Consider the following 14,382-nt stretch of genomic DNA (forward strand, 5'->3'; position numbering starts at 1 on the left):
GGGTATGACAATGCCCGCCAGTTTACCAGTAGTGCTTCAGAAACGGCGATTTTGCGCGCGCAGGCTTGCTTCGCGTTCCAGGCCGCGGATTTCCTTGACCATCTTGGTCTTGATGCGGTTGCGCTTCAGCGGCGACAGGTATTCCACGAAAACCTTGCCCAGCAAGTGATCCATTTCATGCTGGATGCACACGCCCAGCAGGCCGTCGGCTTCCAGTTCATATGACTTGCCGTGGCGGTCCAGCGCGCGCACCTTGATGCGGGCCGGGCGCTCGACGCCGTCGTACACGCCCGGTACCGACAGGCAGCCTTCGTCGTAGACCTGCTTTTCTTCGCTGGCCCAGGTGATTTCCGGGTTGATGAATACTTGCAGTTGGTTCTTTTCTTCGGTGATGTCGATCACCATCATCTGGATGTGCTGGTCGACCTGCGACGCCGCCAGGCCCACGCCGGGCGCGTCGTACATGGTTTCGGCCATGTCGTCGATCAGCGTCTGCAGCTTGTCGTCAAAGGTGGTGACCGGCTTGGCCACCGTGTGCAGGCGCGGATCGGGGTAACGCAGGATATTTAATATGGACATACGAATTCGATTGTTTGACTGGTTGAGTGTGGGCGCATGCCGCGCCGGATGGTTGTTGCCGGCCATGTGGGGCCAGCCCTGCTCGAAATCTTTAAACGGTTGGGCACGCTGCAAGCGTGCGCGGCGCTGGATCGCCGGTGATTTGACGCTGATTGAAGGAGAAATTTTATCACAGACGCCCACCCGATGTGGATGGCGGGCGGTTTTCCTGCCGCTGTCATGCACGTTTGTTGCGCAGGTCGATATCGTCCCGCTTTTGCCTCTCTATCATGGAAGACCGGCTGCGTGCTGATGGACTGGCGAGGATGGCATGGATGCAACAACGGTAATCGACGATGGTGGGGGCGAACTGGCTTCCTGGCTGCGCCTGCAGCTGCTGCCCGGCGTGGGGCCGGTGGCCGCGCGCGCCTTGCTCGAACGCTTCGGCTTGCCGCCGCAGATCTTTGCCGCCCCGTTCGACGCGCTGCGCGAGGTGGTGTCCGCCGGCGTGGCGCGCGCCGTGCTGGCGCCTTGCAAGCCGGTCGCCAACAGCCAGCTGGCGCTGACGCTGCAATGGCTGCGCCAGCCGGGCAACCGCGTGCTGACCCTGGCCGATTCGGCCTATCCGCCGCTGCTGCTGGAAATCCCCGATCCGCCGCTGCTCCTGTATGTACGGGGCCGCGCTGAATTATTGTCGCGTCCCTGCGTGGCCGTGATCGGCAGCCGCAACGCCAGCGCGCAGGGCATGCAGAACGCGGCCGCATTTGCCGAAGCGCTCAGCCACGCCGGCTTGACGGTCGTCTCCGGGCTGGCGCTGGGCATCGACACGCAGGCGCATGAGGGCGGCCTGCGCGGCGCGGGCAGCACGGTGGCCGTGATCGGCACGGGCGCCGACCTGGTCTACCCGCGCCGTAACCTTGATCTGGCGCAAAGGATAGCCGCACAGGGCTGCATCGTCAGCGAGTACGCGCTGGGCCTGCCCGCCATGCCCGGCAATTTTCCGCGCCGCAATCGCCTGATCAGCGGCCTGGCGCGCGGCGTGCTGGTGATCGAAGCGGCCGCCCAGTCGGGCTCGCTGATCACGGCACGCCTGGCCGGCGAACACGGGCGCGACGTGTATGCCTTGCCCGGCTCGATCCACTCGGCGCTGGCCAAGGGCTGCCACGCACTGATCAAGCAGGGCGCCAAGCTGGTCGAGTCGGTCGACGATGTGCTGCAGGAATTGCAATGGGCGGCCAGCGTCGCCGGCACGCCGGCTGCGGCCGAAGACGATGGCTGCCACCCGCTGCTGGCCGCGCTGGGGTACGATCCGCAGGATGCCGATACGCTGGGCGCGCGCAGCGGCCTGGCGATGGGCGAGGTGATGGGGCAGTTGCTGGCCCTCGAACTGGCGGGGTGCGTGGAACGCTTGCCGGGAGGACTGTTTCAACGCTGCAAATGACAGCTTGTCACTTGTGTGGCGGCCTTGCCGCACGCCGTGGCATTGACCGATGAGCGCACTTGTGTCGTAGCGAACTTAGCTGATAGAGTAGAGCCATGTTCGATATCCTGGTTTATCTCTACGAGACTTATTATCGCCCCGATGCCTGCCCCGAGCCGGCGGCGCTGGCGCGCAAGCTGTCGGCCGTAGGCTTTGACGATGTGGAGATTTCCGAAGCCCTCGTCTGGCTGACCGACCTGAACGCCATGGCCGGCGCCGAGCAGGTGCTGACCGCCAGTTCCACCGGCATGCGTTTCTATGTGCAGCAGGAATACGACGTGCTGGGCACGGCCGCCATCGGTTTTATCCAGTTCCTCGAAAGCGCCAGGGTGCTCTCGCCGCTGCAGCGCGAAATCGTCATCGAACGGGCGCTGGCCCTCGATGAAGCGCCGGTGACCCTGGGCAAGCTGAAGGTCATCGTGCTGATGCTGCTGTGGAGCCAGGGCAAGGAACCGGACGCGCTGATGTTCGACGACCTGTTCGGCTCCGACGAAGAACTGTCTCCCCGCCTGCTGCACTAATTACCATCCGTGACGGCGCAACGCGTACCTGCCGCCGTCACGCCACCCGCCCGCCGCCCGTGCCAGCCAGCACATTTGCTCCAGCGCATTGTTGCCTTTAGATAACTTGCGGATTTCTTCCATACGCGCTTATCATTGGCCGCTTGACAAGACCACAAGTTACATGGCACCGCGCAGCAAAAGCGTCGGCGCCCGGCAATGCACTGTATGATGCGCATGCTGACACTATCCTAGAGCATTTTTCGAGACTAATAACTATGACAAAAACCCTCATCATCGCCGAGAAGCCTTCTGTCGCGAACGATATCGCGAAGACGCTTGGCGGCTTTACCAAGCACGATGAGTACTTTGAATCGGAGCAATACGTCCTGTCGTCGGCAGTCGGCCACCTGCTGGAAATCGCCGTGCCGGAAGAATTCGACGTCAAGCGCGGCAAATGGAGTTTCGCGCACCTGCCGATGATTCCGCCGTATTTCGCGCTGAACCCGATCGCCAAGACGGAAGCCCGTCTCAAAGTATTGAACAAGCTGATCAAGCGTAAAGACGTGACCACCCTGATCAACGCCTGCGATGCCGGGCGCGAAGGCGAGCTGATTTTCCGCCTGATCGCGCAGAACGCGAAAGCCAAGCAGCCGGTCAAGCGCCTGTGGCTGCAGTCGATGACGCCGGGCGCGATCCGCGACGGCTTCTCGCACCTGCGCAGCGACGAAGAGATGCTGCCGCTGGCCGATGCGGCCCGTTGCCGTTCGGAAGCCGATTGGCTGATCGGCATCAATGGCACGCGCGCCATGACGGCATTCAACTCGAAAGAGGGCGGTTTCTATCTGACCACCGTGGGCCGCGTGCAGACGCCGACCCTGTCGATCGTGGTCGAACGCGAAGATAAAATCAAGAAATTCGTGCCGCGCGACTTCTGGGAAGTGCGCGCCGAATTCGTCTGCGCGGCCGGCATCTATGAAGGCCGCTGGCTCGACACCAAGTTCAAGAAAGACGAGAACGATCCCGAGAAGCGCGCCGAGCGCCTGTGGAGCAAGACGGCAGCCGACTCGATCGCCACCGCCTGCCGCGGCCGCCAGGGCACGGTCACGGAAGAATCGAAACCGACCACCTCGATGGCGCCGGGCCTGTTCGACCTGACCAGCCTGCAGCGCGAAGCGAACTCGCGTTTCGGTTTTTCCGCCAAGAACACGCTGGGCCTGGCCCAGGCGCTGTACGAAAAGCACAAGGTGCTGACGTATCCGCGTACCGATTCGCGCCACCTGCCGGAAGACTATATGCCGACCGTGCTGCAGGCGCTGGAAACGGTCAAGGACAACAGCAACTACCACCAGTTCGCCAAGCAGATCATCGACAAGGGCTGGGTCAAGCCGAACAAGCGCATCTTCGACAACACCAAGATCTCGGATCACTTCGCGATCATCCCGACCACGATCGCGCCGAAGAACCTGTCCGAGCCGGAACAGAAACTGTACGACCTGGTCACGCGCCGCTTCATGGCCGTGTTCTTCCCGCCTGCGGAGTTCCAGGTCACCACGCGCTACACGGAAGTGTCCGGCCATCAGTTCAAGACTGAAGGCAAGGTCATGACCAATCCGGGCTGGCTGGCCATCTACGGCAAGGAAGCGTCGACCGACGCCGACAAGGAAAGCAATGGCAACGGCAACCTGGTGCCGGTGGCCAAGGGCGAAAAAGTGCAGACCGAAAGCGTCAGCGCCAACGGCCTGGTGACGAAACCGCCTGCGCGCTACACGGAAGCGACGCTGCTGTCGGCAATGGAAGGCGCCGGCAAGCTGATCGACGATGACGAGCTGCGCGATGCGATGGCCGGCAAGGGCCTGGGCACGCCGGCGACACGCGCGGCCACCATCGAGGGCCTGCTGACGGAACGCTACCTGATCCGCGAAGGGCGCGAGCTGATGCCGACCGCCAAGGCGTCGCAGCTGATGACCTTGTTGAAAGGCCTGGGCGTCAACGAACTGACGGCGCCGGAGCTGACGGGCGAGTGGGAATACAAGCTGTCGCAGATGGAAAAAGGCAAGATTTCGCGCGACGAATTCATGCGTGAAATCGCGCAGATGACGCAAATTATCGTCAAGCGTGCCAAGGAATACGACAACGACACCATTCCCGGCGACTACGCGACGCTCGAAACGCCGTGCCCGAATTGCCAGAGCGTCGTCAAGGAAAACTACCGCCGCTTTGCCTGCACCAAGTGCGATTTTTCGATGAGCAAGACGCCGGGTTCGCGCCAGTTCGAGATTGCCGAAGTCGAGCAATTGCTGAAGGACCGCACCATCGGCCCGCTGCAAGGTTTCCGCTCGAAAATGGGCCGTCCGTTTGCGGCGATCCTGCGCATCGTGCGCGATGAAGAGATCAAGAATTTCAAGCTGGAATTCGATTTCGGCCAGAACGACGAAAGCGAAGACGGCGAAGGCGTCGACTTCACGGGCCAGACGGCGCTGGGACCGTGTCCGAAGTGCGCCGGCGGCGTCTTCGAGATGGGCCTGGCCTATGTGTGCGAACACAGCGTGGCCAAACCGAAGACGTGCGACTTCCGCAGCGGCCGCATCATCCTGCAGCAGGAAATCTTGCCGGAACAAATGGCGAAACTGCTCAACGAAGGCAAGACCGACCTGCTGCCGGGCTTTATCTCGCAGCGCACGCGCCGTCCGTTCAAGGCCTTCCTGGTGCGCGGCAAGGATGGCAAGGTAAGCTTCGAGTTCGAAGAGCGCAAGGCCAAGCCGGGCGCGAAAGCCCCCGCCAAGGGCAAGGCGGCGGCAGCCGAGGCCGAGGGCGAAGAGGGTGCGGCGCCAGCGAAAAAGGCGGCAGTCAAAAAGGCGCCGGCGAAAAAAGCGGCAGCCGTGAAAAAGCCGGCGGCGAAAAAAGCGCCAGCCAAGAAGGCGGCAGCGGCCGAGTAAGCAGCGTACCGCAGCAAGCAAAAAGCCAGGGATATCCCTGGCTTTTTTCGTCTGGCGGCTGCAGGTAGGCGATGCAGCGCTGTCATTGTAAATATCTATTGATCCAATAAAATCAATTAACTTTGTCTTTGCTGCCCAGCTCGTTACACTGTGTTCATCAGTCAACAACGAAGGAAAGCACCATGAGCACGCCGCCGCCAAATACTCCCCTGTCCACCGCTTCCGGCATTCCGCTGGCCGACAACCAGAACTCCGTCAGCGCCGGTGCGCGCGGTCCCTTGCTGCTGCAGGATTTCCATCTGCTGGAAAAACTCCAGCACTTCAACCGCGAGCGCATTCCGGAGCGCGTGGTGCACGCGAAAGGTTCGGGCGCCTACGGCACGTTTACCGTCACACACGATATTTCCGCCCATACCAAGGCAAAACTGTTCAGCGAAGTCGGCAAGCAGACGGCCACCTTTGCCCGCTTTTCCACGGTAGGCGGCGAGCGCGGCAGTGCCGACACGGAGCGCGATCCGCGCGGCTTCGCCCTGCGCTTCTATACGGAGGAGGGCAACTGGGACCTGGTCGGCAACAACACGCCGATGTTCTTCATCAAGGACCCGATCAAGTTCCCCGACTTTATCCACACGCAAAAGCGCGATCCGCAGAGCAACCTGAAATCGGCCGAGATGATGTTCGATTTCTGGAGCCATGCGCCGGAAAGCCTGCACCAGGTCACCATGCTGTTTTCGGACCGCGGTACGCCGGATGGCTACCGCCACATGGATGGCTTCGGCAGCCACACTTACAGCCTGATCAATGCCGACGGCCAGCGTGTGTATGTGAAATGGCATTTCAAGACGCGCCAGGGCATCAAGAATCTGTCGGCATCCGAAGCGGGCCGCCTGGCCGGTGCCGACCCGGACTACGCCCAGCGCGACCTGTTCGGCGCCATCGAACGGGGCGACTTCCCGCAGTGGGACGTCAAGCTGCAGGTGGCGACCGAAGCGCAGCTCGTCGGGTGGGAACAGCGCACGGGATGGAACCCGTTTGATCTGACGAAAGTCTGGCCGCACGGGGACTTTCCGCTGCTGCCGGTCGGCGTGTTCGAACTGAACCGCAACCCGGACAACTACCATGCGGAAGTGGAACAGGCCGCGTTTTCGCCCGCCAACGCGGTGCCGGGCATCGGCTACTCGCCCGACAAGATGCTGCAAGGCCGCCTGTTTGCCTACCATGACGCCCAGCTGTACCGGGTCGGCACCAACCACCAGCATTTGCCGGTAAACGCGGCGCGCTGCCCGTTCCACAACCAGCAGCGCGACGGCAGCATGGCGGTCAACAATGGCGGCTCGGCGCGCAACTACGCCAACGTGGCCGCTGCCGGCAGTGCGCCGCAGGGCCTGGGCCACGGCGAACCGGTGCTGGCGCTCGATGGCGGCGCGGCCCGCTACGATGGCCGCGGCACGGAAGACGATTACACCCAGGCCGGCAATCTGTTCCGCTTGCTGACGCCACAAGGCAAGCAGAACCTGTTCGACAACCTGGCCGGTCCCCTGAGCCAGGTGCGTGCGGATACCCTGCAGCGCCAGCTGGGCCACTTCGACCAGGCCGACCCGGCCTACGGCAATGGCGTACGTGCCGCCCTCAAGGCAATCGGCAACGCGATGTAACGTGACAGCCCGTCCGGCAACCAGCGGACGGGCGTTGATATGGCGCAAGGTCAAGCTGTTATCAAATATTGCCGTATGGACATAATTGCCATCCATGCGTAGACTAGTCGATCTGATGATCGCGCCGCCGTGTTGGCAGCGTGCAGGCTAGAAAGTTCTGCAATGAATATGGCAAAGTTGACGGTGCACGGGGACGACCTGACCCTGCGGTCCATCCTGGAAGTGCTGCCCAGCGAACCCGAGCGCCAATGGCGCAAGGGGGAGCCGAAAGGCGCCGGCCGGGTCCATCTCGATTCCGGCTTCGAAGTGCTGGTGGCGCAGGCGTCGCAGGCGCAGACCTTGCCATTGCGCATACGCAGCTACCTGGCCGAATGCCGCTCGCGCGGCGTCACCTTTACCATGCCGCGCATCGTGGCCGAACTGCAATTCCAGCTCGGCGGCGAGGCGGCACCGGGGACCGTGCCGCCGGCTCCGCTCGATCTGCCGCTGGGCGACCTCGAGGTGTTCAGCGAGATGGGCATCAGCCTGAGCCTGGCCACCCGCGCCGCTGCCTGATTGCTTACTGATCGCTGGTGCCGATCGCGATCAGGTTGTCGTCCGGCTTGCGGTCGATCAGCTTGTTATCGGGATCGATGCCTGCCTTGCCTGGCCGGCCACTGACCACCACCGTATAGCTCGCCTGTCTGGCTGTCATCAGCTTGCGTTCGCGCAGCAAGGGGCGGCCCTCGCTGTCATCGACGCCGATCTCGATCAGGTCGCGCAGCGGCACGTCCTGCTCTTCGCCCTGCTCGCCCGCACGCAGCTTGCCGGCCTGCACCTTGATCGTCACTTCATACTTGCCGTCCGCCAGCTTGCGCGCCGTGGCCGCCAGCGCGCGGTTATCGAACAGCACGATGTTTTCAAACAGGTCGTCGATCAGATACGCCTGCTCCGGCGGCGTCACCTGGCGCAGGCCGTCCAGCAGCGCCGTTACGCTGGCGTACGGCGGTCCCTGGCGGCCATGACGTTGCAGCAAGTCGCGCAGCACGCCGTTGATCTTGTCTTCGCCGACGATGTCCTGCAGCAGATACATGGCCAGCGCCCCCTTGTGATAATGGAGATAGGCCTGGTTTTCATTGTCGGCCAGCGGCAGTTCCTGCTTGCGCTCTTCGCTGCGGCCCATCAGGTAGCGGTTCAGGTCGTAACGCAGGAAGCGCTGCATCTTGCCGGCTCCATAGGTTTTCTTCATCACCATCAGCGCCGAGTATTCGGCCAGCGTCTCGCTCAGCACGGTGCTGCCGCGCGTGTTGCCGCCGACCAGCTGGTGACCCCACCACTGATGCGCCACTTCGTGCGCCGTGATGTAGAACGGATAGTCGAGATCCTTGGGGTTCTTGTCGTCAACCTTGGCGATAAATCCCGCTCCTTCCGAAAACGGGATGGTGCCGGGAAACGACTGCGCATAGTTGGCGTAGCGGGGGAACTCGACGATGCGCACCACCTTGTGCTGGTACGGCCCGAAGTTTTTCGTGTAGTACTCGAGCGCCTCCCTGGTGCCGCGCACGAAGCGGTCCAGGTTGTATTCGTGGCCGGCTTGGTAATACACATCGATCGCCACGTCCTGCCAGCGCTCGTGGCGTACCGCGTAGCGGGCCGACTGGAAGGCATAGAAGTTGAGGATGGGCTGGTCCATCGTGTAATGGAAATAATGGCGGCCGTTGGCGATCCAGTCATTGTCGAGCGTGCCCGGTGCAATCGCGGTCTGGCCGTCGACGGTGCTGACGGTCGCTTCAAATCCGATGCGGTCGGCGTCGCTGCTGACGGCATTGTCGGCCAGGCCACGCGCATCGTCGCGCGGCAGGGCACGTTCCTGCGCGGGCAGGCCATGCTGCTTGCGGTCGCGCGGGTCGGTCAGTTCCAGCTGGCGCTGGTAGCCCACATGCGGCAGCACCGCGTTGGTAAAGAAGGTGCCATTGGCCACCACCGGCGTATCCTGCCCCAGGCCCAGCACGCCGCGCGGCACGTAGTCGATGTCGAAATCGAGGCCCAGCGTGGCGCCCGGTGCCAGTGGCGTGGCCAGGCGGTAGCTGTAAAAGCCGAGCTTGTCATCATCGATGCCGGGATGGACGCGCGTGTCGAAACGCAGGCGCATGGTGGCCGTCGGGTCCTGCTGGATCAGGATCTGGCTGATCGGCGCCGCGGTGCGGTTTTCCAGCAGGTAGCGGCCCTTGACCTTCAGCGTGCGCCGGGACGGATAGATCGCCACGTCGAGCTTGACGTCGGCGATGCGCGGCTGCGGCGTGGTTGCCCACTTCCTGTACAGCCGCTCGATGCTGGCGCGGTCCGCGTCGCGCGCATAGCCGGACTTGTAATCGTTGGCGATATGGAAGGTGTAGAACAGCACGCCGCCGGCGCCGAGGAAAATCGCCAGACCGGTACCAAACGTGGCCAGCACCGGCTGGCTCAGGGCATGGCGCGCCAGGCGCAGGCGGATGCGCCAGCTGTCGTGCGCGCCGCGCGGCCAGAACAGCAGGGCCAGCACGGTCAGCATTACGGCCGCGCCGCTCCAGTACAGCAGGAACCAGCGCTCGCGCAGCAGGTAATGGCCGGCGCCGTTCATCGCCGAATGGACGAACTCGGGCGTGACCCCATACAGCAGCAGCGGATCGCCGAGGTCGAGCGAGGAAAAAGCGAACTTGACGCCGTAATACAGGATCATGGCGAAGTAGGCCAGGTAGCGCTGGTTCAGCAGTACCTGCAGGAAAATCGCCAGCACGGCCGTCAGGGCGTAGCCGGGCAGGTGCGACAGGAACAGCGATTCGACGTACAGGCCGGGGTCGAGCCGGTAATAGCCCTTGAAGACCTGGATCGACATGCCGCACAGCATGATCACCACGCTCAGCAGCGCTTGCAGGCCGATCAGCGCGAACAGCTTCGACAGCAGCGGCAGCCAGTTCGGCACCGGCAGCGCGTCGAGCATCAGCTGCAGCCCGCTTTCGCGCTCGCGCCACACCAGTTCGCCCGCATAGAAGGTGGTTATGACCAGCATGAACAGCGCGAACGCGCCGCTGACGATTTCCAGCACCTTTTCCGTCACCGGATAGGTATTGGTGCCATACATGGAGCCCATGTCCAGCGCACTGGCATACATGACCAGCACGCCGGCCAGCACGATGACGACAAAATAAATGTTCTTGATGGTTTCGCGCAGATTGAGCCAGCTCATCTTGATCAGCAGGGCGGCCAGGCTGCGCTGCGTGAAGTCCGGCGTTTCATGCGTGTCCTGCGCCGCGTTCGACAGGCGGCTGGCCGGCGTGCTGTCGCCCTGGCGCCGGCTCGCGCCGCTGTCGGGTGCGGCGTGGAACTGGAAGCGCCAGTAGCCGAGCAGCAAGGCCAGCAGGGCCAGGCCGGACCAGATGGCGCGGTTGACCAGGTACACGCCCTCGAGCGTGACCAGGCGCGTGTTGCGCTCGGCATTGGGCCAGTATTCGGTCAGCCGTATCAGCGCCGTGGTGCCGAACGGGTCGATCAGCGCGGCCAGCGTCTTGAAGTCGAGGTCGCGCGCCAGCGACGGCGCCACCAGGTAGCCGATCAGCATGACCACCGAGCTGATGTAGACGGGCAGCATGCGCCGCGTCAGCGCGGCAATGACGAAAAAGATGGCGCCGAAGATGAACAGGTTGGGCAGCAGGGTAAATACATACGGCATCAGGTAGGCCAGCATGCGCTGCGGCCCCAGCCGTTCGGGATCGATGCCGGGCAGCCAGGCGCCCAGCCAGGCGCCCAGCACGATGCTGGAAAACACCACCGCCAGCACCAGCGTGGCGCCGAGAAAGCGGCCGAACACATATTCGTGCTTGCGGATCGGCGCGCTGAAGAAGAAATGCTGCATGCGGTACTCGACATCCTGCTGCACCGAGCGGCCCATCATGGCGGCCACCACCACGGCGCCGAAACAGCCCAGCACGGCGCAGCTCAGGGCCAGCGAACGGGGCGAGTTGACCAGGAACCTGCCGCCCATGCTGATCGAGATTTCCTTGAAGGCGCCGCCGGCGGCGGCCGTCCACAGCATGGCCAGCGCCAGGAACATGGCGAAATATACCCAGGTCGACAGCAGCTTGAGCCGCTGGCGCGCTTCAAAAAAGGCGATCGCGAGCATGCTCTAGTCCTGCTCGCAGCCGGGATCGACACGGTGGCGGCCGGCGATGGTGGCGAAATACAGGTCTTCCAGGTCGCCGATGGCTTCCTCGAAGCCGTCGCCCGGGTCATTGTCGCTGTAGACGTGGATCAGGGTGCGGCCCGACAGCAGTCGCGTGGAAATGACGGCATGGCGCTGCTGGAAGCTGGCCAGTTCCTTCTTGTCGACGAAGCGCGCCCAGATCTTGCAGCTGACGTCATCGATCAGTTCCTGCGTCTTGCCGCACAACAGCACATGGCCCTTGTTGATGATGGCCATGTTGGCGCACAGGTCGGCCACGTCCGACACGATATGGGTCGACAGGATCACCGTCTTGTCTTCGCCGATGTCCGACAGCAGGTTATGGAAGCGCACGCGCTCCTGCGGATCGAGGCCGGCAGTCGGCTCGTCGACGATGATCAGCTTCGGGTCGCCCAGCAGCGCCTGCGCAATGCCGAAGCGCTGGCGCATGCCGCCGGAAAAACCGCCCAGGCGCTGGTGGCGCACGTCGAACAGATTGGTTTGCTGCAGCAGGCCGTCGACCACTTCGCGCCGGCGCGCGCGCTGCGACAGGCCTTTCAGGTTGGCAAAATGGTCGAGCAGTTCGTAGGCCGTCACTTTCGGATACAGGCCGAAGTCCTGCGGCAGGTAGCCCAGCATGCGGCGGATATCGTCCTTGTCGTCGAGCACGTCATAGTCGCCGAAGAACACCGAGCCGGAATCGCATTCCTGCAAGGTGGCCAGGGTGCGCATCAGGGTCGACTTGCCGGCGCCGTTCGGGCCCAGCAAGCCGAACATGCCGGGCGGGATGGACAATGAAATATTGTCCAGCGCCACGACACCGTTGGCGTACGTCTTCGATAAATGGCGAATCTGCAATTCCATACAACTCCTTGCTCACTGTTGCGGCCGCAGCGCCAGGCAGGCGGCCGACGGCTTTCTCATGATGGCATTGTATTGAATTTAAGACGCACTGGGCAGTTGCTTGCGATAGGCGGCGTTTTCGCGTGCCCAGAGTGCATCTGGCAGGGGCAGATGGGGTTCAGTTCCGGAACAGCACCGCTTCGCGGTTGAACCACCAGCGGCACAGCAGCAGCAGGGCGCCGGCGATCACCGTGGTCGAGGCCAGGATCACGCCGAACATGCTGTAGTCCATGGTGCCCTTGACCAGTTCCTTCATCGCCAGCGACACGTTTGTCAGCGGCACCATGGCCCACAGCCAGGTCAGCGTCACGCCCGGCAGCATGGCCACCACGATGGGCAGGATGGTCAGCAGCATCAGCGGCGTGATCATGCCGGCCGCTTCCTTGTAGCTTTTGGCGTAGATCGAGATCGACAGCAGCAGCGAGGCAAAGATGGCCGCCGTCGGCACCAGCATCAGCGTGATCATCGCCAGGTCGGGCAGGGTAATGCTGCGCACCATCACGGCCATATTGCCTTCCAGCGAGCCGCCGAACACGGTCAGGAGGACGGCCATGCTGCCGACCATCAGCACGGCAGACGTCATGCCGACCGTAAACAAGACGAGGAACTTGGCCAGCACGATGGCGCCGCGCGGCACGGGCGCCAGCAGCAAGGTCTCCAGCGTGCCCCGTTCCTTCTCGCCCGCGCCCAGGTCGATGGCCGGATACATGGCGGCCGTCAGGCACACCATCAGCAGCAGATATGGCAGCATGCCGCCGACCACGGCGCCCATCTGCTCGCGCTGGTCGGCGGTGGATTTTTTCTCCAGCACCACTGGCGCCAGCGCAAACGCCAGCTGCGCCGGATTGAGGTTCAGTGCCGACAGCGCCTGCTGGCGCAAGCTGCCGTTATAGCCATCGATCACTTCGCGCACGCGCTGCTGGGTCACATCGACCGTGCTGGCGCTGTTGTAGTGCAGCGCGATGGCAGCCTGTCGATGCTGCTGCAAGGTGGTGTCAAATTGGGGCGGAATTACCACCGCAAACTTGATGCGCTCGTCCGCGATGGCGCTGCGGATCTCGCTTTCATCGGCCAGCGCCACCCGCTGCAGATTGGCCTGCTGCGCGAAGCGCGCGCTGAGTTCGGGCGCATGCTGCTGGCCGAAGATGGCGTAGCGCATCTGTGCCGTCCTGGCGCTCTTGAACATATGGCTCGAGACATAGGCAAAACCGCCAAAGATCAGCGGCATGGCAAAGATCGGAATCAAAATGGTGAAGATCAGGGTCTTGCGGTCGCGCGTGAGTTCCAGCAATTCCTTCAGGTATATCGTCCACATGCCGTCACGCTCCCTGGTTGATGACGCCGACAAACGCGTCGTACAGATCGTTGCTGCCGCCGAACTGGCGCAGCTCGGCCACGGTGCCGTTGAAGGCGGTGATGCCGTGATTGATGATGCAGACGCGGTCGCACAGCTTGTCCACTTCATGCAAATGATGGGTCGAGAAGATCAGCGGGATGCGCAGCGCCTTGTAGCTGGCGATAAAGTCGAGCAGGATCTTGGCCGACATCACATCCAGGCCGGTGGTCGGTTCGTCCAGGATCACCACCTGCGGCCCGTGCACGACGGTGCGGGCGATCGCGCATTTCTGCTTCATGCCGGTCGACAGCTGGTCGGCGCGCTTGCTGCCGTAGTGTTCCATCTGCAGCAGCGCAAACAGTTCATCGCAGCGCTGCTTGAGCCTGTCGGCCGGCATGCCGTGCAGGCGGCCGAAGTATTCCACGTTCTCGCGCGCCGTCAGGCGCCCGTACAGGCCGGTCGAGCCGGACAGGAAGCCGATGCTTTGCCGCGCCACCAAAGGCTGCCGCAACACATCGACGCCATTGACCAACGCGCTGCCGGCGTCGGCCTGCAGCGCGGTCGACAGCAGGCGCAAGGTGGTGGTCTTGCCGGCCCCGTTCGGTCCCAGCAGGCCCAGCACTTCGCCGGGGGCGCAGCTGAAGCTGACATCGCGCACGGCGTGAAACCAGCCATCGTGTTCGCGCGGGTCGCGCACGGCGCTGGCCTTGTCCTTCTGGGGTGGCAGGCGAAAACGCTTTGCCAGGTGCTTGACCTCGATCATGTGGCATCCATTGTGGTGAGATGCCGAGAGTAGCATGCAAAAAAAGTAACTTGCAAGAAGGAAATAGTGAA

The 14,382-nt window shown here is 63.1% G+C and carries 10 protein-coding genes; 5 read left to right on the top strand and 5 right to left on the bottom strand.

The annotated features are described in order from the left end of the window. Positions 1-36: 36 nt before the first annotated feature. Positions 37-579, bottom strand: a complete 543-nt coding sequence (gene def, locus RTQ46_RS11310; RefSeq protein WP_312436607.1) for a peptide deformylase — start codon at positions 577-579, stop codon at positions 37-39. A gap of 310 nt (positions 580-889) precedes the next feature. Here def and dprA point away from each other — a divergent pair, with 310 nt between their 5' ends. From dprA to RTQ46_RS11335, 5 genes are all read left to right on the top strand, one after another. Continuing rightward, positions 890-1,999, top strand: coding sequence for a DNA-processing protein DprA (dprA, locus tag RTQ46_RS11315; RefSeq protein WP_312436609.1), 1,110 nt, complete (start codon positions 890-892; stop codon positions 1,997-1,999). A 95-nt stretch (positions 2,000-2,094) separates the two neighbouring features. Further along, positions 2,095-2,559: a DUF494 domain-containing protein gene (locus RTQ46_RS11320; RefSeq protein ID WP_312436611.1), complete on the top strand. Its 465-nt coding sequence runs from the start codon at positions 2,095-2,097 to the stop codon at positions 2,557-2,559. A gap of 257 nt (positions 2,560-2,816) precedes the next feature. After that, entirely contained in the window at positions 2,817-5,477 is a 2,661-nt protein-coding gene (locus RTQ46_RS11325) for a DNA topoisomerase III (RefSeq protein WP_312436613.1), read from the top strand. A 182-nt stretch (positions 5,478-5,659) separates the two neighbouring features. Then, entirely contained in the window at positions 5,660-7,132 is a 1,473-nt protein-coding gene (locus tag RTQ46_RS11330; protein ID WP_312436614.1) for a catalase, read from the top strand. 168 nt (positions 7,133-7,300) lie between these two features. Beyond that, entirely contained in the window at positions 7,301-7,687 is a 387-nt protein-coding gene (locus RTQ46_RS11335) for a hypothetical protein (RefSeq protein WP_312436615.1), read from the top strand. Positions 7,688-7,691: 4 nt separating this feature from the next. Here the strand turns inward: RTQ46_RS11335 and RTQ46_RS11340 are convergent, their stop codons facing one another. The 4 genes from RTQ46_RS11340 to RTQ46_RS11355 all read right to left on the bottom strand — a co-directional run bounded on the left by RTQ46_RS11340 (position 7,692) and on the right by RTQ46_RS11355 (position 14,311). Next, complete coding sequence (locus RTQ46_RS11340; protein ID WP_312436617.1) at positions 7,692-11,270, bottom strand: M1 family aminopeptidase; 3,579 nt, start codon at positions 11,268-11,270, stop codon at positions 7,692-7,694. A 3-nt stretch (positions 11,271-11,273) separates the two neighbouring features. Then, the gene (locus RTQ46_RS11345; protein WP_312436618.1) at positions 11,274-12,173 is read right to left on the bottom strand and encodes an ABC transporter ATP-binding protein; all 900 of its coding nucleotides are present in this window, start codon (positions 12,171-12,173) and stop codon (positions 11,274-11,276) included. 157 nt (positions 12,174-12,330) lie between these two features. Continuing rightward, complete coding sequence (locus RTQ46_RS11350; protein WP_312436620.1) at positions 12,331-13,527, bottom strand: ABC transporter permease; 1,197 nt, start codon at positions 13,525-13,527, stop codon at positions 12,331-12,333. Positions 13,528-13,531: 4 nt separating this feature from the next. Further along, positions 13,532-14,311: an ATP-binding cassette domain-containing protein gene (locus RTQ46_RS11355; protein ID WP_312436621.1), complete on the bottom strand. Its 780-nt coding sequence runs from the start codon at positions 14,309-14,311 to the stop codon at positions 13,532-13,534. Positions 14,312-14,382 lie beyond the last annotated feature (71 nt).

The organism is Janthinobacterium sp., from assembly GCF_031995485.1.
Lineage (GTDB): Bacteria > Pseudomonadota > Gammaproteobacteria > Burkholderiales > Burkholderiaceae_D > Janthinobacterium.

What these genes read in the sequence shown, in the direction of transcription:
- def (WP_312436607.1), bottom strand. Translation starts at nt 579, where the DNA reads ATGTCCATATTAAATATCCTGCGTTACCCCGATCCGCGCCTGCACACG.
- dprA (WP_312436609.1), top strand. Translation starts at nt 890, where the DNA reads ATGGATGCAACAACGGTAATCGACGATGGTGGGGGCGAACTGGCTTCC.
- RTQ46_RS11320 (WP_312436611.1), top strand. Translation starts at nt 2,095, where the DNA reads ATGTTCGATATCCTGGTTTATCTCTACGAGACTTATTATCGCCCCGAT.
- RTQ46_RS11325 (WP_312436613.1), top strand. Translation starts at nt 2,817, where the DNA reads ATGACAAAAACCCTCATCATCGCCGAGAAGCCTTCTGTCGCGAACGAT.
- RTQ46_RS11330 (WP_312436614.1), top strand. Translation starts at nt 5,660, where the DNA reads ATGAGCACGCCGCCGCCAAATACTCCCCTGTCCACCGCTTCCGGCATT.
- RTQ46_RS11335 (WP_312436615.1), top strand. Translation starts at nt 7,301, where the DNA reads ATGGCAAAGTTGACGGTGCACGGGGACGACCTGACCCTGCGGTCCATC.
- RTQ46_RS11340 (WP_312436617.1), bottom strand. Translation starts at nt 11,270, where the DNA reads ATGCTCGCGATCGCCTTTTTTGAAGCGCGCCAGCGGCTCAAGCTGCTG.
- RTQ46_RS11345 (WP_312436618.1), bottom strand. Translation starts at nt 12,173, where the DNA reads ATGGAATTGCAGATTCGCCATTTATCGAAGACGTACGCCAACGGTGTC.
- RTQ46_RS11350 (WP_312436620.1), bottom strand. Translation starts at nt 13,527, where the DNA reads ATGTGGACGATATACCTGAAGGAATTGCTGGAACTCACGCGCGACCGC.
- RTQ46_RS11355 (WP_312436621.1), bottom strand. Translation starts at nt 14,311, where the DNA reads ATGATCGAGGTCAAGCACCTGGCAAAGCGTTTTCGCCTGCCACCCCAG.